This window comes from Pseudoalteromonas sp. MMG024, from assembly GCF_021654175.1.
Taxonomy (GTDB): domain Bacteria; phylum Pseudomonadota; class Gammaproteobacteria; order Enterobacterales; family Alteromonadaceae; genus Pseudoalteromonas.
The window spans coordinates 1-22,225 of the sequence record NZ_JAKFZO010000036.1 but is presented as its reverse complement, the minus strand read 5'-3'; the positions used below and the strand labels follow the sequence as shown (position 1 = coordinate 22,225).

Here is a 22,225-nt window from a genome sequence, read left to right as displayed (position 1 = left end):
GCTAGCTGATATTAGTGCAAATTTTAATGTGAATTAAAATGAGATTAACACTTGGTTATATTCAGTTGCATTTTGTGTTGACTGTAAATTGAACACTCTTATAATTCGCTGTTTTTGATGAAAATAGATTAAGGATGATCGTGTGATTTATAAAACACAGAAAAGTTGTTCGGGTATGATAAATTGTGAACCTCATGAGGTTACAAGCCTTGAGCATACTGTATGGAACAAGAAATATGTAACTTTCGTCCTTAATTTTTTTCTTATTTGTTTAGCTTTAAGTATATTTGATGCAAGTGCGTCAATGAAAGTACGGCGCTTTGAGTGGTCGCCATCTGTTGTCACTTTGGGTGAAACAACTACTTTTTATTGGCATATTGAGGGTGCTGAGTTTTGTTTTGGGAACAACAAACGTAGGACGGCAGTTGGCAACAATGGACGTCAGCTTTTTACTAGCCCTACAGATAAAACAACTAGTTGGTATTGCCAAGATAGTAGCGGTGAAAGAATTTATCTAAACGCCCGTATCCGAGTTTTACCACACGCACCAGGAAAGGCTAGCACGCCTTTTGCCACAAGATATGTACCTATAAACACAAGACAAACTATATCTTGGTCATCGGTAAGTGGCGCTGATTATTACAACCTATTCCAAAATGAAAGCCGTTATTATCAAGGGTATGGTCGCTCGCGCACAATTTCAAGTTCTACTGTTGGTACAAATAGTTATAAGGTGAATGCTTGCAATGCGGGCGGTTGTGGAGCTTGGTCGGGCAGTCGATACGTTACGTTTTTTGATAAGCCAGGCATGGTTAGCAATCTATCGAGCAACAAAACTAGTTTGATTACAGGCGAAAGTGCGCTTATTTCTTGGGGGCAAGCAAGTGGGATTGTACCCGGTTTCAATTATCAAGTTCACCTAAATGGTTCATTGTATAAAACAACTACACAGCTTAGCACATCTGTTGTATTGGATGATGAAGGTAGCAATACGGTTGCTGTTTACGCATGTAATCCTGAATCAGTTGGGTGTAGTAGTGCTCGAACCGTAAATATAAATGCAATTGGAAAACCTGCAACGCCAAGCTCTATTCCTGACGTAGTAGGAGGCAGTTATCATCCTTATAGTACCACAGTTCAACTGAGTCTGCCTGCAGTAGCAAATGCCACATATTACCAAGTTTATATGAGTACAACAGATAGTAATTATCAATTACAACCAAGTGCTAACCAAGTCACTTTGAGGGGGGACTGGGGTTATAACTATCTTAAATATCGTGCTTGTAATAATGCCGGGTGCAGCGAGTTAAGCTCTTGGCGTAGAACACACTCTTATGGTTCGCCACATCAAGCTTATCCGACAGCAAGTAGCAACTTAGTCACATCGGGCAATACCGTGAAAATTAGCTGGCCAAATCCGCGTCAAATAATTTATTCAGGAACATATTACGAACGTCAAATAGTCTCACCATCAAATAAGGTTACTAGTTTATCTGCCTTAAATCATGTTTCTGGTGCCAGCTCAACAGATTTTACATCGCCTAAGTTGGTCGAAGGGGGAGTATATACATTTAAAGTGAGAGCATGTAATCCAAGTTTACCGTGTGGGCCTTGGGGGAGCACAAATGTCAACGTGGCTGTAGCTATTACTCAAGCGCCAAACTTAGATATTGGTAATGCATACCACCCTATAAATAGTTCGAAAGAAATAAAATGGTCGAGCATTATTGGTGCAAAGCGTTATGAGTTATATGAAGATAGCTCAAAAATACATGATTATAACTCGCAATCAGACTCCGTTTCCCACGCAAATTACGGCAGACGATACTACAAGGTACGTGCATGTAATGAAATTGGGTGTGGCCCATATTCAACTACTTTGCCAATTTATTATTATACCGCACCCGGGGGAGTGAATAACTTTAAAGCGACTCCATCGAATGTAGAGGTTGGAAGCAACAGTAAACTTACTTGGGACTTACCCGGCGGAGATGTTCCGGGGATTTCATATGTTATTTCCAAAGATGGAGCCGAAATAAGTCGAACAACTAACCGATACTTAGATGTTGTAATATCAAGCTTACAAAATACCTTTTCGATTGTTGCGTGTAACCCTGAAAATGTGGGTTGCGGTAGTGCACGGACTGTAAGCATTGAAGGTACTCCAATTACAAAACCAACATTAGCACCGACAATTTCGAATGGTCATTATCACCCTATAAATTCAACGATAAATGTTAATACAACTGAACTCAATGGAGCCGCAAATTACCGCTTAAAGGTAGAAACTGGCACGCTTGACGGTGCAAATAAGCAAGAAGTATTGAATAAGACTTTCACAGGTTCAACCACTAGTTTTTCATCAGCAAAAGCAGGTTATCATTTCATTTCATATGCGCAATGCAAAGGTAATTACTGTAGTGAATACAGCCCAGCACTTAGAATAGTAATGTATGGAGCTCCAAATTACGCGAAAAGTGTGATGGCTGACCCTTCGTCAGTAAGCTTAGGAGCTAATAGTGTCATTAAATGGGCATTCAGTGGCGTACGTGTTGGTGGACATTATAAACTGAAGCAAATTAGGCCAGATGGCACAATCAAACAATATACAAATATTACGCAGTCGACGGGTATTTTTGATTTTGAGCAAGTAACAGAGTCGCTAACAATAGCGGGTACGCACACGTTTAAAATAGATTCATGTAATGACGATTCTCATTGTAGTGGTGATGTAAATGTTACGGTTAATGTGCTTCCTGCAACACCTGAGGAAATACCAGCCGTCGCAGGTGGCAATTATCAACGTGTTAATAGTAATGTTCCAGTAAATATGCCGATAATACCTGGTGCGCAAAGCTATAAATTAAAGGTGCAAACTGGAAACCTAGAAGGCACCAATAAGCAACCTGCAACCGAATCAATTGCATATCAAGGGAATATAGCCAAATTTACACCTCAATCGATAGGCTATTACTTCTTATCGTATGCCCATTGTAGTAATGGAGTGTGCAGTGAATATGGCCCAGAGTTACGCATACATGTTTATGGTAAATCAGATGAGGTTACAGGTCTTAGCGTGGATAAAGATCAGACCTTTATCGGTATGAGAGCCAATATCAATTGGAAATGGGCAAGTGGGATCCGTGTAAATGGTCATTATAAAGTTACACATACTTTACCGAGTGGTTCTAGTAATGCATCTTATAACCCTATAATTATACAAGAAGCTCATGATGCTGAGCATGAAGTGATGAGCCCCACATTTAACGTTCCAGGAAACCATATTTTTACAGTACAAAGCTGCAATGATGATAGCTTATGTAGCGATGGTGTTAGTATTGACGTAAGGGTAATAAACCCAGTCATAGTTAATCGTTTTGAATGGTCACCAAACGTGGTATTGGCTGGACAGTCTACTACTTTTTATTGGGATGTGACTGGCGTAGACAAGTGTGGTCGCACCGATGAAAATGACAAAAAAGGTTGGCGCGCACCTTCGGGCAACAATGGAACGCAAGTATTTTCTATTGGTTCTGATCAAACGACTATGTTAGTTCACACTAAATGGAAATGCCTGATCGATGAGGGTAAGCCTTCAGAAATCCAATACCCAGTTGGCGAAAATAACTTTTTAACGGCAAATTTGACTGTACTTAAAGAGCCAGACGGCATAAACATGCCTGTTTTGTCGAAAGTATCTGATAGTTTAAAGTGGACATACAATTCAACTGCTGATAATTATCAGATTCAAGCTGCAAGTTGTGGTGATAACTGTAGTGAAATAACTCAATCAGCTTGGGAGACGGTGGCAAATGTTACCGATAAGCGTTATTTATTACCAGACATAGTTGAAAGTAAGGTTTATCGAGTTCAAGCTTGTAATTCACAAAATGAGTGTGGTGCTCATAGTAATAATGTTGAAGTTACAAGCCTTAATACGGTTAAAGTTAATCGTTTTGAGTGGGTACCTAATGTATCGCTTATAGGGCAACCAACTACTTTCTATTGGGATATTGGTGGTGTTGAAAACTGCCGAAGAGCAGATCCAGAAGATAAAAAGGGATGGCGAGGAGTAGTTGGTGATAATGGGACACAAATATTTGAACAACCATTTGAGAAAGACAGTATTTGGGAGTGCTATACTGACATCAACGATGTAACAACACGCTATCCATCAGACCCTTCGAAGTTTATTTCTGCACCCATAAAAGTTTTGGAATCTCCTGATGGCGTTTCAATTCCATTGCTTAAGAAAACGAGTGACACTCTAACGTGGTCAGTTATTGCTAATGCGCAACGTTATGAGCTACAACAGTATGCTTGTAGTGAACGCTGTACTGATTTAGTTGAAGCTAATTGGCAACTTGCCCAAGAGAATGCATCAACAAGTTTTACATTACCAAATGACGATACTAAACGCACCTATCGTGTTAAAGCCTGCTTTGCCGATGAAAGTTGCACTGCATGGAGTAATGTTGTTTCTAATGCACAGTTAATTTCAGAAGTGTCATCTCTTAGTGCTATGTCTTTCTTTACTCCGAATAGTTTTGCTAAGACAAATGACACAAACAGCGTTAGCGCTCCTGAGGATGGTACCGGAAACATTGTAGGAAAAACCGCAGGTCAATTTAAAGTAGATGAAACTGGTAGTGCAACTTATTTTGTACCATTTGTTTTACCTGTAGGTTCTGGCGGAATAAAGCCAGAATTAGGTCTAAGTTACACTAGTTCTAATACCCGATTAGGTGATGCTGGAATTGGTTGGTCTATCGTCGGAGTTAGCGTAATACAACGTTGTCCTCGTAGTAAATTTTATGATGAATTAAACGGAAAATTAACGAAAGGAATTCAATTTGATGATACCGATGCATTTTGTGTCAATGGAAGTCGTCTTATTGAAACATCAAGCAATGTCTATCGAACAGAAGTTGATGATTTTACACTTTATGAAAAGGTAACATCTGGAAGTAACATTGTTGGTTTTATTGCCACGACAAAGTCGAACGATACATACTATTATGGCAATCCTGATAATATTTCTGGTTCAACAGCGGTTCGTTTTATTAACTCAGATCTGACGAATAACGTTGACGTTGAATTTTCATGGCACCTAAACAAAGTTGTTGACCTATATGGTAACGAGATCGAGTATCGCTATAAGGGCGCAGATATCAACACTTCTATTAATCAAGAAACGCTATTAGATACGATAACTTACAATAGCAATACAGTAACTTTTGATTATGTCGATGTTGAAAATAAGCAATTTAGCTTTGCTTACGGAAATACATTTAATAAAACCAAAACACTGGCAAGTGTGACCATCTCAACTGCTGGTCAAGTCACAAAATATTATGAGCTTAGTTATCAAGACTCAGCTAAAAACGAATTCCTCGAACAAATCCAAGAGTGCGCTCGTGAGAATTCATACTGTTTCGAACCAATAAAGTTTGAATGGAACCAAGAGTATCCTCAACACCAAGTATTTACAAAAACTGATTTGGCGCTTGGTCAGATGGAAGACTCTCAGTTAGTTATGAATGCAGATGTCAATGGTGATGGTTATTCTGACTTTATTCGCTACATGGGAAAAGAAAGTTTTAGAATTGAATACGGTAATGGCTTTGGTTCACATAGTTATAAATTTTCTCATGGCAAAATAGCGTCTAACGGGATCAAAATTGCTGATATGAACGGAGACGGACGGCAAGATATCTTAGTCGCTACGGAGGATGATAATTGGTATCTGATTTATAACAGAAGTGAAGTTGGTGAGCCTGTTAAACTTTGTGATTTATCATCACAGTACGAACCAGAATGCTTCTCCACAAAAAACAAGGGACGAATTGATTCTAGTTTGGTGCTGACAAATGCAACAACTAAAACGGGTCAAGCAATTGATATTAATGGTGATGGATTGCTTGATGTTGTATACCAAACATATGACAAAGTTAATGCTCATATAAACCAATCAACGCCTGGTAACACCGCATTTAGTGAAAAAATAGAATTACTAAATTTGGCTGAATTGCCATCTAGTTTAACTTTTGTTAGCCCTGACATTATTGAGCGAAAAGTAAAATACTCCGACTTTGATGGAGATGGTTTGACAGATATGTTCGTTAATCTTACAAAGCGTAAGTGTGCCGGATCGAGCTCTTCTGGATGTGTGGCTATGTCAGCAGTTGAATTTGAGCAACATATTGTTTTTAATGACGGTGATTTTAAACGAACGAAATTGGTAGGGACGCAAAGGAAATATTTTCTAAAATTTTATGACTTTAATCATGATGGTTATTCAGACTTGATGTATCAAGAGTTAGGTGAGTGGTACGTAGAGTTGTCAAATGGAGCAGGTTTCCAACCGAAAATTAAAATTGATTTTGGGAACTTGTTAAATACAGCCTCAAATCACATGAAATTTGATGTAAATGGTGATGGTCGTCAAGAAATTTTAACTTATGAAGAAAGCTTGAGTAGATGGAAGGTTTGGAGATTAATTTATAATGGCGCAGAAATAACACTTACCCCAACGGGTAAGTATGTTTACATTGAGAAAAAAAACGAAGATAAAGTAAAAGATTCTATTCAATTTGCTGATAGAAATGGTGATGGCATAGGGGAGTGGATTAGAGTTCGCGCAACGACAAAAGGTGTGTCTGCGACAATCCATAACCCTTTAAATAGCGGTGAATATGTAAAACATAATGTAATAGGCCGTTTCTACGACACGCTAGGTAATAGTACGCGAGTGACTTATAAGCCACTCACAGATAACACAGTCTATTTAGGTGGTTTAAAAGCCGTTTATCCGTTTATTAGTGTTGTAAGTCCAGTATATGTGGTTTCCAATGCATTTAGCACCAATGGGGTAGGCGGTGAAAGTGAGGTTCAATATCAGTATGCAAATCTTGCAATGCATGCTGAAGGTAAGGGCTATCTTGGATTCGGTAAGCTTGTGACATTGGACAAAAACAACCCTGGATACATAGTTAGAAGCACAACGCTTTATCATCAGGGTTTTATACCGAGCTCCGAAATGTCAGAATTGACTGAGCCTGAAAAAATAGGGTTACCATATAGTACAGTCAAGGAAATATCTGAAAATAACGGTAGTTCATGGTTTAAACTATCTGAATCAAGCAATGATTATGAGTATCACACAACCGCCTCTGCCAATAGTGCATCGGTGTTGCGCTCACCAATATTTGTTTACCCTGCTAGCATAGTAGATAAAGAATATCACCTAATTGAAGGTCAATTCACTAATAAATACGCTTCGAGTGAAATACAAAGTATTACAACTAATACAAGTGTTTACGATACTTATGGCAATGTATTGAGTAATAATGTATCGGTGACTGATGGTATTGATAGCTTTACCACTAGCACATTAAACCATTATAAAAATGACGGTTATTGCTTTGGTTACTCTTCGAGTGTAACGCAAGATTTTACCCATGATTACGAGCGATTTGGCCGTCTAACTTGTACCAAAGTAACAAAAACCAGGGAAGAATCGGGGAATACCAAATCTGATACCAGAGTCGCTGCATTTGGTTATAACACCGTCGGTGTGTTAAATGTTGAAATAGCAAACCTGCAATCCACCGAATTACAAGTGAATACGTCCTATGGATTTGACGATTTCGGGAATACCATATCAAAAGTCGTGTCAGGTAACCAATTAGTACAAAATACTACCGCAACAAATGAACCAATTTTTAGTGGGAATGTCGTAAGCTCAAGTAGCTACAAGTTTGATAAAACGGGTCGTTTTTTGACAGAAGAAAGTAATGGGTTGGGCTATAAAACGTGCTTTGAGGTGAGTCCAATCACCGGCCTAGTTAAGTCAAAAACGACAAATGTAGTGAATTGTGACAGTGAAAGTAAAATAAATGGTTATACAACACAATACCGTCACAACGCGATGGGGCAATTAACAGCAGAAATTGCACCTGATCGAACAGTCAAACGTATTAGTCGAAATATAAATCGATTGGCACAATTACATGAAGAGACTGTCGAGCAATCGGGAGCATTACCTGTTACAACCATATTTGATAGCATGGGACGTAAAAGACGAACTGTTAGTCAAACATATGAAGACGGTGTTACACGTGTTAGCTTAATTGAATATGACGCGCTTGGCAGAGTGTATAGAAAGAGTATCCCACTTAAAGGAGATAGTGTTGGTAATGCTACTGCTGCTTCCTCTCAATGGAGCGTTACAGATTATGACCTGTTAGGCCGAACCACGAGCAAAACAGTACCAAGCTTCAATGGTGCTGTACTTACGCTTTCGATGACATTTGGTAAGAATTATGTAATTGAGACCGAACAAGCAGAGCTTGTTACAAAGAACAAAAAAACTATTTCGAATGTGATTGGTGAAACTGTTCAAGTTATTAATGGACATGAAACTGAACTCAGTACATCAACGTTCTTTTCATACGATGCATACGGGCAACTGCAGCAGACCACTGATGATGAGAACAATCAAATTGTTATTCAATATGATTTATTAGGTAATAAAATCCAAAATAACGACCCTGATAAAGGCATTTGGCACTACCGTTATAACGCTTTAGGGCAGCTAAAATGGCAAAAAGATGCGAATGGCAATGTCACATGGCTAGAGTATGATCAACTAGGGCGTATAACGCAGAAGATAAATAGTGTTCAAAGTAATCCAGAGTCGCGCTGCTACACATATGATTCTTTGGCGCCGTTAGGAGCAAAGGATAGCGAATATGTTACTACAGGGGCCACTTGTAATGATACAAATGCGCACCACAGTAAAACATACATTTATGGTGATTATGGACGATTAGAATCGGTGAGCTCCACGATTCAAAAAAACAACACAAATCATAGCCAATTAAATAAAAGTTACTACGATAATCTTGGGCGTGTTTATTTAAACCAAATCAGTAACTTTTATGCACTTGGTTATACATATGATGTAAAAGGGCGAGTAGTTGAAACTCATGGATTATCTTATGACCCTCAAAGTCAATCTGTTACAACCGAATTATTAAAATCAGTCAACGCGGTTAATTATCGTGGGCAAGCAAGCCAAATTACTTATTTGGATGGTCAAGTAATAAATACGGGATTTGATGCATATACTGGGCTGAGCACAGGTATTAGCACATCAAATGTTGATAACAACGACTTATTTGGCAATATTTCAGCTAATTATCAGTACAATGCTTTCGGTCAGTTAAAAACGCGAACCTTTAATGGCTTGTTTGATAGTGCGCGTATAGAAACATTTGAATATGATGAGTTAAACCGCCTCGAAAGCCAAACAGTATCGGTTAATAGTACCTCTGCAATACGTTACTATTGTTATAACAAGTTGGGAAATTTATTGTCAAAAGGCGCGAGTGAGGCATGCACATCAAGTAACGCTCAGTATGAATATGGTGATAGTAGCCGTGGTTCAAATAATGCGGGACCTCATGCGCTAAGATACAATAAAGCTACACAAACAGATTACCATTACGATGACAATGGAAATATGATACGAAATGGTAATCGAAACTTTAGTTACTCATCATTTGATAAAGTGACAGAGGCATGGGAAAGTGGAAATCAGCATATAAAGTTTGATTACGATGCAAATCATCGTCGTTACTATCGTAAGGACACCTACCTTGCAGGTAATGCGCAATCTAACGCAATAGACACAGAGACGTTCTACTTTGGTGCGTTGGAGCGTATAGAAAAAGCCGACAGTAATGAGCTGACTTATCAATATGCGATTGGCAATATAATCTTAACGTTTGACTTAGTTTCGGGAGAAACAAGTAAATCATTACATATCAAAGATCATTTAGGTTCAACCATAGCGATAAGCGATGATGTAGGAAAGGTACAGCGCGCATTTTATTATGATCCATTTGGCCAGCAACATAGTGTTGTTCGCAATGGCCTAGAGAATGTGGAAAATTATAATCGTTTTGGTTTTACTGGCCATGAAATGCTAAACGGACTTAACTTTATTCATATGAACGGTCGGATCTACGACCCAACAATAGGCAGGTTTTTGCAGGCTGATCCTTTTGTTCAATTTGCACATAATTCGCAAAGTTACAATCGCTATTCATATGTTTTGAATAATCCTTTAAGTTTTACTGACCCTAGTGGTTACTTTGTGAAATGGTTAGCAAAAAAGCTTCTAGGTAAAGAAGGCCTAGTGATCATGGGGGATCACCTTTTTGGTAGAGAAATTCAAAGTAGAATTATGCACAGTGACGGGTTATCCGGGATTGTTTCCGTCGCCTTAAATTTTGTACCTGGTTGCCAAGTATGGTGTAGTGCGTTGTTTTCTGCGAATAGAACTTATTATCATACAGGTAGCCTTGGCCGAGCGTTTCACGCTGGAGGGCGTTCAGCATTAACTGCAACAGTGTTTTGGGGAATAGGTGCAACATTCGACGTTCAGACCAGTGGCGAGTTTTTTACTCAAGGAGGGCCTGGACATATCTTTACGCACGCGCTTGCAGGTGGAATTATTGCAGATCTACAAGGTGGTAAGTTTGCCCATGGTTTCATTAGTGCAGGATTAACAAAAGGATTCCATGTAAGTGGAATGCTATCTGATAATATGATTATAGGTACACTCCAATCCGCGATAGTTGGTGGCACTGCATCTGCTATTTCAGGTGGTAAGTTTGCCAATGGAGCTGTGACTGCCGCATTTCAGTTTTTGTATAATGCATATCTAACTAATCAAAAATTATCTAAGACTCAAAAAGCTCTCGATAGACTTGCTAAGGCGGGAGCTAAGTTCAAAAATATGCAAGAAATGCAAAATATATTGAGGTACGATTCATTAATGTCAAATAAACAATTTGCGAAAATGTTTGGCCTAAAAAACTCAGCTTTTATAATTGAAGGTAAACGAACGAGTTTGTCAATGCAATTAGCGAGGGATTTGGTTTGGGCTGATAATGGAGCGCTTAAGCTTGGTATGGACTCAACTAAATTGATCTTTGATGTTGGAGGAGGGTTGAGTGGCGCGGCAATAAATGTACCGCAGTTCATCTTTAATGAATATCCTTCTCAGCAGGTGGAAGCAGCAGCAATGCTTAAAGTATATGGAGATGCTTATTTTGGTAATTAGGTTCTTTTTAATCATTACGCTCGTTATATTTTGTAACTTTAGTTCTTTGGCAAATCAACGTTTAGGTGTTATTTATATTAATTCCGCTCATTTAAAGTTGATGGAAGGCTATGCATTAAATGTAGACGCATCACTAAGTTCTAATAAGGTTGTGTTTGAGAAAGTAAAAGTAGTTGGTAGGGTAGAAGAAGTAGAATCTATAATAAAAATCGCAAATATTTCTCACTGCGAGAAATACTGTAGTGATGAGCTTATCGAAGATGAGTCAATGAGAGAACTTAAATATTATAAAAGTGATATGTTTCATATAAAGACATTCGAGATGCAGACTGGAGCTTCTTCAGAAAATGGACACAAAGAAACACTTTTTATGGGTATACTGTTCACTAAAAAACAATCAGTAACCGTTTATGATGATAAAGAAACCATCGAGAAATGGGTAAGTGATTTGAATTTAATATTGGTAAGGGAAAGAAACCAAAGTAGATTAAGTTATCGATAACAATAACAATAATAATAAATAACAAAGACACCCACTCTAAAGAGATTTAGTTTGGGTGTTTTTCTATGTTTAGGGCAGTGCTTTTTTGCTTCATTTGGGGTGATTTATGGCGGTTCCTAGAAACAGCGTAAGCGTACGGCTAACCACACCTAGAGATTAACATGCCAGGGCAGTAAGCTGTCGATATCGCACTGTGGCTGAGCTAATTCGTTTAAGCAATGCATCACGTAGTCGAATGGGGTGTGGCCGTTTGCTCTGGCTGTTTCGATCACGCTGTACAGGATTGCGCTACTCTCTGCCCCACTTGTGGTGAAGCTAAACAGCCAGTTTTTTCTGCCTATCACAAAAGAATAACAAAGACACCCACTCTAATTTGATTTAGTTTGGGTGTTTTCCTATGTTTAGGGGAGTGCTTTTTTACTTCATTTGAGGTGATTTATGGCGGTTCCTAGAAAACAGCAGGTGAGTTTAGCTGATACAACATACTATCATTGCATTTCTCGTTGTGTACGCCGTGCGTTTTTATGTGGCGAAGATAAAGTCACAGGTCACTCATTTGAACACCGTCGAGCTTGGGTTGAAGATAAGCTACTTGAATTGACGAAAGTGTTTTGTATAGATGTATGTGCGTATGCCGTAATGAGCAATCACACTCACATTGTATTGTGCGTCGATGAGAAAAAAGCAAACCGACTCAATCAAAAAGCCGTTATTATTCGTTGGCATAAGTTGTTCAAAGGCAATTTACTGACACAAAAGTACTTGTCATGTGAGCCGCTCAATACAGCTGAGGTAAACACGTTAGCTGAAATGACTAAAGTGTTCCGAAATCGTTTAAAAGACATTAGTTGGTTTATGCGTGTGCTTAATGAAGACATCGCTCGCAAAGCAAACTTTGAAGACAACTGCACAGGCCGCTTCTGGGAAGGTAGATTTAAATCCCAAGCCTTACTAGATGAAGCGGCACTTGCAGCCTGTATGGCGTATGTTGATTTAAACCCGATAAGAGCAAAGATGGCAAGCACCCCAGAAAAATCAGATTACACCAGTATTCAACAACGCATTAACGCGGCACTTAAAGGCACTCAACCCAAAGCACTGCTTAAGTTTGCAGGTGATCCACGAAAGCACATGCCAAAAGGCTTACCGTTTGAACTAAAAAGCTATATTGAACTCGTTGAGTTAACAGGACGTATTATTCGCGAGGATAAGCGAGGCGCTATTTCAGCGAATGAACTTCCAATGTTAACTCGTTTAGGCATATCACCTGAAAACTGGTTAACTCTTACAACACAATTTACAAAGTCTTTTCATGGTGCCGTTGGAAAACCAGGTAATATGATTGAGTATTGTGAGCACCTCAAAAAGAAACGGCGACCAAATATTGCAAATGTAACAGCTTTACTCGCTTAAGGTAGCATCTTATACAAAACACTCATACTAAACTTTTACTTCTAGCTATACAGCACTTAACTGATATTGTTTTTAGAGTGGGTGGCTGTGGTGTTTTTTACAATGCTGAAGTTTGTGTACCTGTTGGGTTCAAACGCTAAAATATTTTCTTTCGTTTTCTCTTTTTCACACTTTTACAAACGGCTTACGTTACTTTACATTGTGTCACCCATACTTGTGATTGAGTGAATCAAGAGCAGGTAAATACCATGAGATTTTTACACCTTTTAAGTGTGACCTCAGCAACAGCATTATTGTGTGGCTGCGGCAGTAGTGACAGTCAACAAATTACTGTTAGTAACGAAGAGCAACAGACCATTATTACACCGATAATTAGTCCTTCTATTACTCAGCCAACACAAAATACGTACGCTATGTTTAATGTGAGTAGCGAACAAACCGAACAATTTGAGTGTCAGCTCAATGATGACAGTATTACTGAATGTACTAGCCCAATAAATTATTTTGGCCTAGAAAGTGGCACGCAAACCTTAAAAGTGTGGGCGGTGGTGGATGGCCGCCTGAGTGATGCTAGCGAATTTCAATGGACGATTGACAGTGTGTTTAATGCAGCAAATCCTCACACGGATTTAGTGAAAACTAATATTGCACCAAGTGCCGTTGAAGATGCGAGTTGGCGCGGAATTTTTCGTATAAATTGTGATTTTTCACATGCCAGTTACAACGACCCAATTGTTTACCCAAACCAAGAAAATGCTGCGCATTTACATCGATTTTATGGCAATACCTTGGTAGATCATCAAACTACTACAGATTCTCTTTACAGCTCTGGCGACTCGACTTGCCAAGGAAATCATTTAAATCGTTCAGCATATTGGGTGCCCACGTTACTGGCGCCTCAGTACGATGCACAGACTGGAGAGCCCATTTTAGACGAACAAGGTGATACACAATGGCAAGTGGTATCAGCCGTGGTTGGCAATGATGATGAAGCACATGAGGTGTTTTATTATTCAGCAGGCATCGACAAGCTTGATGATATAAAACCCATCCCTGCTGGGTTAAAAATAATTGCAGGGGATCATATGGGGCAGCCTGGGCAATCACAGTCAACTAGCATTGTACGTTGGCATTGCCAGTCATGGGAATCAAATGACGCTACAAATCCACGTTTTAGTAGCTCCATTCCCGAGTGTGTAGCGCCTGATAGAGTCCGCATGGATGTTTTCTTTCCCAGCTGTTGGAACGGTACGGATCTTGATAGTTCAGATCACAAAAGTCATATGGCTTATCCAATTAATCAAGGTGGCCCGAACGGCACTGTTTGCCCAAGTTCACACCCTGTGCCAGTTGTTCGTGTAAGTTATCACTATGCATTTGGTGTAAAACCTGACGTGTATCACCCACAAAGCAAAGCCAGTCAAGGTTGGCGTTTGGCCTCAGATATGTATACGGTAGATAGTTCCGCGCAAGGTGGGATGTCGCTGCATGCAGATTGGTTTAATGGCTGGCACCCAGAAATAATGCAAACCTTGCTTGATAATTGTATTAAGGGGGCGCTCGATTGTCATGATGGTAATCTTGCAAACGGTTTTCGGCTTACGGGAACACGTGAGGGGAGTCAAAATGAGCCGGAAATTATCAACGGTGGTAGAGGCCATTAGCGAGGTGAGTAACCAGAACATAAAGTACATTAACCCAGTAGAGTTTGGTTAAACTACTGGGTTTAAATGATGATGTTTAACCGCAATTAAACACTAAATGAAGTTGGTATGGATCACCCAAAGCATCGCCAGCAATATCGCCACCAATACTTAGAGCTGCGCCCGCATCATCTACATGGCTTCGGCCAAAAATCCACATAGCAGTACCTGCAGCTTCAACGGCATCAGCGATATTGCGCTTAGTTAAATAATCTTGTTCACTCATATTGCCAATGTAATCAACTTTTTCAGAAACCACATAAGGTTTCGACTTTGATTCTTTACAGTACGATTTTGCTTGCTTAAATGCCTGTTTTGAAACTTCTGTTTTGGTTTCGCCGTATAAGTCAACGTAATGGTTGCCGTCACTGCTTGGGCGCACGTTTTCATGGTGAGCACATGCAGTTAATAGTAGCGCTGCTGCTAGGGTTGTAGTCTTAGTTAAAAACGTCATATTGAGCCTATAAATAAAGTAACTATAGGTGTAATTATTACGGATGATTATTGCGAAAAATGTAAGTAAGTGTTGGGTATTTGTTGGCAAGTTAAAACACTTTTTAACCGCAATAAAAATATTTAAAAAAAGTAATGTGAACACTTGTGCTTTACATATTTTTCGCTAGTATTGCGGCGAATTAATTGACTCATTTTTAATCAAGAGGACAGCAATGAGTAAAACTAAAAAAATGCATCACGATCATGGCCGTGGTGAAATAAAAGACAACGCAATTAAAGCGTTAGTCACAAGCGTATTATTTAAAAGCAAAGTTGAAAAGGCGAAAAAAGGTAAGGGTAGCTATCAGCGCAACAATAAACATAAAGGGCGAGAGTCTTACCTTAAAGCAGCCTAAGCTTTAAGATAAGGCTTTTGTCTTTAGTTACGTAAAATTTATACAGTAAATACTTAATAGGCGGTAACGCCGTTCGCACATTAGCTAACCCTATCAATGCCTTACAATGGCTTGAGTTTGGGTAAAATAGCATCGATATGTTTATCTTATTGGTGCTATTTTAGACATAACTGCTAGCTCATTGCTCAAACCTAACATTATTTTTTGCTTTGTTAAAACTTGTCTGAAATTGTACTTGCAATACTACACTTGCTCACAAAGCTAAACGCTATCTTACAAGGCAAAATGCTAAGCTTTCCGAAAATTTTTACTCAGATTTACGGATTATTATATGAAGCGTTTTATCCCTTCTGTCATTGCCGCAGCAATTATTTTATCGGGCTGTGGTGGCTCTTCTTCATCAAATTCAGTTGATAACACCACTTTGGAAGTGCATGCGATTAAGCCCGCAGATGTAGCGAGCTACATTGAAAATTATACCCAGTTAGCGACGCAGCTAAATGTACAAATTGATGGTCATAACTCAGCTATCGAAATGCTCGACTTTGATATGGATGAAGGTGTTATTTACATTCGCTATGATCTTGGCGTGATTGTGTTGGGGTTTGATTTTGAAGGCGAAAAACCAAAGCAAGAAGTTGCAGTGATCACCAATCAAAATACCGAGCAAGCCTTGCTTGGCGAGAATTTACAGCTAAGCGAGCAAAACGATAACTTCGTTATAGAAGGTCAGCTTATTGACAACACATCGGGTAATTTACATACGTTTAATATGACGTTCAATGAAAGCTTAATCTCAGGTGGTAACAGTCAACTTGTGGTAAAGGATACTGCTGCGGAGCTATCGGGTACATTAGGCAGCAAAACCTATGTTCAGTTTCGTGATTTAGCGCTTGATCACCCAAGTGTAAATCGCATTATCTTTAAAAGTGTTGATGGTTCTGTGAATGATGATATCAATATGCACACAGGCAGATTAATTCATCAAGCACAATATACAACGGTAATGCCAGCCGATGGCGAAGCGTATTCTGGCGGCGTTGACTTATATGCCGCAGGCATCAAAAAAGAGTATCAAACAGGGGGCAAATTGGGTGTACATGCCTGGTGTTGTGAAGGAGATAAAGATGCTGGCCAACTTAGCAAGTCACATAGTGCACATGGTGCTCAATTGACTTATTTCCGCGAAATATTAGGGCAGGAACTCGGCCCTGAATTTTACTTTTTTACTATTAATGCAGCGCCTGCTGACGATATTTATTTGATGACGCAAGCTGAAATAAACAAATACTTTTTTTAATTTTTAGCGGTTAGCCATGCTTTTTGGTGAAACCGCAGTGCTTTAAAGTGTTAAGTATTTTTTTCATGCTTAACACTTTACTATTGCTGCAGACCACACCTACACCTTCTTTTTGTTATCGCGCCTTTCTAATTAAATTGCTTATATTTCAGTTTCTTATTGTTTAAATTTGAATGCTTCTTAGCCGTGCAAACGATAGGATACAAATCTAAATAGAAATTATTCTTGATATCATTAATTTTATCTGTATTATGCACGTCGCCCTTTCTCAATAATGCTTAAATAATCATCAAGAGATGTAACTAATGATCAATTTAATCAAACCAAGCGTAATCGCGCTGGCTGTAGCGGCGCAATTGCCAGCTGTAGCAGATGACAAAATCCCAGAAAAAAACATAGAGCACATCGTAGTTACTGCGACCGGTTTTGAACAAAAAGTAGTGGAAGCACCAGCAAGTATTTCAATCATTACTAACGAAGATATTAAAGCGCATTCTTTCACATCGATTCTTGATGCTGTGCAATATCTAGAAGGTATTGATATTGGCACAACCCGCGATAAAACAGGTCAGGGCAGCGTAAGTATGCGTGGCCTTACTGGTGAATATACGCTGCTATTAATTGATGGCAAACGTCAAAACAACCACGGCGATATTTACCCAAATAATTTTGGTGGTAACGCGTTTAACCACGTGCCGCCGGTTGATGCGATTGAGCGTGTTGAAGTGATCCGTGGTCCTGCATCAACGCTGTATGGTGCAGATGCACTTGGTGGTGTAATCAACATCATCACGAAAAAACACACCGAAAATTGGAGCGGTGCGGTGTCATTTAGCCGCTCAATTCAACAAGACGATGATTTTGGCGACGACATTACAACCGATTTTAATATTATCGGCCCATTAATCAAAAATGTACTTACGCTTGGCGTGCGCGGTAGCGTTTACGAACAAACGGCATCTTCGCCGACCTTCGAGCCTGCAACAGATCCAAATGGTGAGGTGCACGTACGTTCATTAGGATTTGGTAGTGGCGGCCGCACTGTAGATAACACTAATGAGCAGTTTGGTTTTACGCTAAACTACACGCCGTTTGATGATCATCACATTAGCTTTGATTACGATAATTCAAGCCAAGTGTACGACAACACCCCAAGCTACAATATTGAATCAGGCAAAATTACTTATCCGCTTGGTACCAAAGATAATATCGAATCAATTTGGCAAACACGCCGCGGCAAAGTAAACCCGCGTGCAGGTTATGCCGCGGATCAAAAATTTGATCGCCAATGGTGGTCACTGGGTTACGATGGTGACTTAGAGTGGGCATCGGTTAAAGCCTCAGTTTCTTATGTTGATACGCAAAATAACGGTCGTACGTTGCCACTTAGTGTTGCTGAACGGTTGAAACTTCAAGAAATGTACGATGGTACCGGCGATTATGCAGGTATGGACGAACAGGAACGTAAAGATTTAGCAGAAGAGACTTTCCTACCGCGTCCTAAACGTCCACTAGAAAGTAGCCAGTTTACCTATGACTTGCGCTTTGATATTCCAATCAGTGGTGCACTTGGCGATCATAACTTTGTGGTTGGTGCGCAGCTAATTGACGGTGAATTAAAAGACGGCGTTTTCGGTCTAGAAAGCAACGAAGCGGGCAAAGTACAAGAACAAAACATGTACTCGGTTTTTGCTGAAGATAACTGGATGATTTTAGACGACTTCACCTTAACCGGTGGTGCGCGTTACGATAATCACGACGTATTTGGCAGCCAAGTTTCACCACGTTTATACGGTGTGTATAACCTAAGCTCAACATGGACACTAAAAGGTGGTGTTAGCACGGGTTATAAAACGCCACAAACAACCGATTTATACGATGGTATTACGGGTTTTGGTGGCCAAGGTACAAGCCCATTTGCGGGTAACCCAGAACTTGAGCCTGAAACCAGCGTAAACTCTGAAATTGCAGTTTACTGGAATTCAGAAGATGCGGCACACAACTTTAACGTTACCTACTACAACACTAAGTTTGAAGATAAGATTGCCCGCGGTGATACTATTTTAAGCTGTGAGCAAACTAACAATGTGCGCCCTTGTGTTAACTTAGGGCAGTACGACCAACTGGGTTATCAAAGCTATAGCCAAAAAATTAATATTGATGAAGTTGATTTGCAAGGTGTGGAAATTGCAGGCCAATACACGCTTTCAAACACGATTTCGTTAACCGGTAACTACACGTGGACCGACAGCGAACAGCAAAGTGGTCCAGAACAAGGTCAACCGCTAACGAATACGGCTGAGCACATGGCTAACCTTACAGTAAACTGGGAAGCAACTGATTTTATGGTTGTTTACCTACAAGGTGTATACCGTTCAGATCGCTACCGTGGTTGGGACAATGTTCATGATAAAGCGTTACATTACAAAAATTACAACCTATTTAACTTAGGTGCACAGTTTTACGTAAACGAATACGTGCAAATTAACGCACGCGTTAACAACTTACTGGATGAAGACTTTACATCGTATAGCACTAGCTACACAGACCTAAATGGTGACGGCGAGTACGAGTACTTAACCGGTCGTGGTGTGGTGAGTGAAGTTACATTTACCGACGATTACAATGTAAAAGATAAAGGCCGTAACTTCTGGATTGGTGTTACTGCGTTCTTCTAAACATTAGATTTAGCGAGATTAGTCAATATGACTTTACAAGGAGCAGCCTAGGTTGCTCCTTTTTATTTTGTTTTTTAGTCGCATAGCGCTTTTCAAGCGATAGGGTAATTCTGTAATCTTAGCGGGTCTATTCTTTAAAGGAGTTTCGCGATGTTGCGAACTATTTTATCTGTAAGCTTGGGAGTTGCTCTAAGCGCGGGTGCCTACGCCAATGAGGTAATGACACCAGAAAAACTTTGGCAATTAAAGCGTGTAAGCGCGCTTGGTTTAAACAAAGAAAAAACCCACGTTATTTATAAAGTGACAACACCAAGCGTTGAGAAGAACGATTTCAGCAGCAAGGTGTACCAAGTATCACTTAAAGGCGGTGAATCACAATTGCTAGAGGCCTACCAAGGTGTGGTGATAAATAAAAGTATCTCACCAGATGGCAGCAAAAAGCTGTTTCATGAAAAAGTAAAACTGGAAGATATTTTAGCGACCGACCGCCATAAAGAACTTGGCAAAGCAAATGCTTATGTATTTGATGACTTAAATTACCGTCATTGGGATACTTGGAAAGACGGTAACTTTAAGCACGTATTCTATCAAGACTTAAAAACCGAAGAAAAAGTCGACATCATGCAGGGCATGCCATTTGAAAGCCCAACCGCACCATTTGGTGGCACGTCAGATTACACTTGGGGTCCAAAAGGTGAAAACATTTACTACGTGAGCAAAAAGCTAACGGGTACTGAATATGTTCAAAGCACCAATACCGATATTTATCGTTACAACCTAGCAAGCAAAAAAACCACTAACCTGACCGAGAAAAACCTAGGCTACGATAAGTACCCAGCGTTTTCACCAAAAGGTCACTTAGCATGGTTACAAATGGACGCAGCGGGTAACGAAGCCGATAAACAAGACATTATTGTACGTGTTAATGACCGCGACTATAACTTAACTGCACATTGGGATGGCACCGTAAACAGCTTCAAATGGAGTGTTGATGGTAAGACCATTTATTTTGTAGCGCCAGTGGGTGGTACTGTGCAGTTATTCCAAGTGTCGGTAAACACTAAAACCAAAGCACAGCCTAAAATTAAGCAGCTTACAAACGGCCAATATGACGTAAACGGCATTGTAGCAGTATTAAAAGATAAGCTTGTGGTTACACGTAACAGCATGAACGCCGCGCGTGAAATTTACCGTTTTGATCTTGGTAGCAAAAAGCTTACTGCGCTTACCAAAGAAAACGATGCGTTTTACGCTGAGCTTGATTTACCAAATGTTGAAAAACGCATGGTAAAAACAACCGACGGCAAAGACATGGTTACTTGGGTTATTTACCCACCTAACTTTGATAAGAGCAAAAAGTACCCAACGCTACTTTATTTACAAGGTGGCCCTCAGTCTGCGCTTTCTCAGTTCTACTCATTCCGTTGGAACTTCCAAGTAATGGCATCACAGGGTTACATCGTGGTTGCACCTAACCGTCGTGGTATGCCAGGTCATGGTGAACAATGGAACAAAGATATCAGCAATGATTGGGGCGGTCAGGTAATGGAAGATTACCTTGCAGCGATTGATGATGTAGCAAAAGAATCTTACGTAGATAACTCACGTATCGGTGCAATTGGTGCAAGTTACGGTGGTTATTCAGCGTTTTATTTAGCGGGCAACCACGAAGGTCGTTTTAAAACCTTTATTGCACATTGTGGTATTTTCGATTTACGTAGCATGTATGGCACAACCGAAGAGCTATTTTTCGTAAATAATGAACTAGGCGGCGCATATTGGGAAGACAATGCAGCAACGAAAAAGGCATACGGTCAATTCAACCCAATTAACCACATTGAAAAGTGGGATGCACCGATGTTTGTGATCCACGGTGCTAAAGACTACCGTGTTCCACTTGAGCAAGGTATTGCGGCGTTCCAAGCAGCTAAATTACGTGGTTTGAAAAGCCGCTTTATGCTATTCCCTGAAGAAAATCACTGGGTACTTACGCCGCAAAACGGCATTGTATGGCAGCGTGAATTCTTCAAGTGGTTAGAAGAAACACTGTAAGTTAACTTGCCTTACTCAATTTTGAGCAAGGCAAACTTACACAAAAGGCCTTATTGGAAAACATCAATAAGGCCTTTTTTATGCCTTTAAAAATTCACTCGACTCACTGATTAACATTCGCTATCTTGCTAATATAATTATAAAAATAATCTCTTAATGTATGGCAAGCACTCCCACGCAGTTTAATGCCGCGATTATCAGCAAGGTGGCACAATATGTTTATGATCACAGTGATGAAGCAATCAATGTTGAAGCGCTTGCCGATTATGCTGGTTTTTCAAAATATCATTTCAATCGTATGTTTTTTGCCGCAACGGGGTTTCAGCTCGGTGAGTTTATAAAACGGCAAAAGCTTGAAAAGGCGATGTTTTTATTAAAAACCGGCCACAGTAACATTTTAGAAGTGGCTATGAGCGTAGGCTATGATTCGCCATCGTCTTTCATCCGCGCGTTTAAAACCAATTTTGGCTGTACACCAAGCGATATTCAAAATGGTAAATCACCGCTAAATGTTCTGGTCAACTCCAGCCGGACACTTTTCTTAAAGAATTTTCATACTCAACTAGTGACTGATCGTTATTAGCTGAGTGCA

10 protein-coding genes and 1 pseudogene are annotated in these 22,225 nt (G+C 39.8%); 9 read left to right on the top strand and 2 right to left on the bottom strand.

The genetic code is table 11. The features are described 5' to 3' along the window. Nucleotides 1-142 precede the first annotated feature (142 nt). Both L1068_RS22200 and L1068_RS21125 read left to right on the top strand, forming a co-directional pair. Entirely contained in the window at nucleotides 143-11,134 is a 10,992-nt protein-coding gene (locus L1068_RS22200) for an RHS repeat-associated core domain-containing protein (RefSeq protein ID WP_237131852.1), read from the top strand. A gap of 46 nt (nucleotides 11,135-11,180) precedes the next feature. Next, nucleotides 11,181-11,636 carry a hypothetical protein gene (locus tag L1068_RS21125; protein WP_237131851.1) on the top strand — a complete coding sequence of 152 codons (456 nt, stop codon included), beginning with the start codon at nucleotides 11,181-11,183 and terminating at the stop codon, nucleotides 11,634-11,636. A gap of 149 nt (nucleotides 11,637-11,785) precedes the next feature. On the opposite strand, the pseudogene L1068_RS21120 reads toward L1068_RS21125, so the two are convergent. Beyond that, nucleotides 11,786-11,983 (bottom strand): annotated as a pseudogene (locus L1068_RS21120) (transposase domain-containing protein); the annotation flags it as partial. 91 nt (nucleotides 11,984-12,074) lie between these two features. Between L1068_RS21120 and L1068_RS21115 the strand changes: the two are divergent. Continuing rightward, entirely contained in the window at nucleotides 12,075-13,049 is a 975-nt protein-coding gene (locus L1068_RS21115; RefSeq protein WP_237131850.1) for a transposase, read from the top strand. A gap of 248 nt (nucleotides 13,050-13,297) precedes the next feature. After that, nucleotides 13,298-14,713, top strand: coding sequence for a DUF1996 domain-containing protein (locus L1068_RS21110; protein WP_237131849.1), 1,416 nt, complete (start codon nucleotides 13,298-13,300; stop codon nucleotides 14,711-14,713). 76 nt (nucleotides 14,714-14,789) lie between these two features. Here the strand turns inward: L1068_RS21110 and L1068_RS21105 are convergent, their stop codons facing one another. Next, a complete protein-coding gene (locus tag L1068_RS21105; protein ID WP_237131848.1) occupies nucleotides 14,790-15,206 on the bottom strand; it encodes a hypothetical protein in 417 nt (138 codons plus the stop codon). A gap of 214 nt (nucleotides 15,207-15,420) precedes the next feature. Here L1068_RS21105 and L1068_RS21100 point away from each other — a divergent pair, with 214 nt between their 5' ends. From L1068_RS21100 to L1068_RS21080, 5 genes are all read left to right on the top strand, one after another. Then, nucleotides 15,421-15,603, top strand: coding sequence for a ribosome alternative rescue factor ArfA (locus L1068_RS21100; protein ID WP_010558625.1), 183 nt, complete (start codon nucleotides 15,421-15,423; stop codon nucleotides 15,601-15,603). Nucleotides 15,604-15,934: 331 nt separating this feature from the next. Next, on the top strand, nucleotides 15,935-16,903 hold the full coding sequence (locus tag L1068_RS21095; protein ID WP_237131847.1) for a hypothetical protein: 969 nt from the start codon (nucleotides 15,935-15,937) through the stop codon (nucleotides 16,901-16,903). Nucleotides 16,904-17,208: 305 nt separating this feature from the next. Next, the gene (locus L1068_RS21090) at nucleotides 17,209-19,581 is read left to right on the top strand and encodes a TonB-dependent receptor (protein ID WP_237131846.1); all 2,373 of its coding nucleotides are present in this window, start codon (nucleotides 17,209-17,211) and stop codon (nucleotides 19,579-19,581) included. Nucleotides 19,582-19,731: 150 nt separating this feature from the next. Continuing rightward, nucleotides 19,732-21,633, top strand: coding sequence for a S9 family peptidase (locus L1068_RS21085; protein ID WP_237131845.1), 1,902 nt, complete (start codon nucleotides 19,732-19,734; stop codon nucleotides 21,631-21,633). Nucleotides 21,634-21,793: 160 nt separating this feature from the next. Next, on the top strand, nucleotides 21,794-22,216 hold the full coding sequence (locus L1068_RS21080) for a helix-turn-helix transcriptional regulator (RefSeq protein ID WP_237131844.1): 423 nt from the start codon (nucleotides 21,794-21,796) through the stop codon (nucleotides 22,214-22,216). The last annotated feature ends 9 nt before the right edge of the window (nucleotides 22,217-22,225 follow it).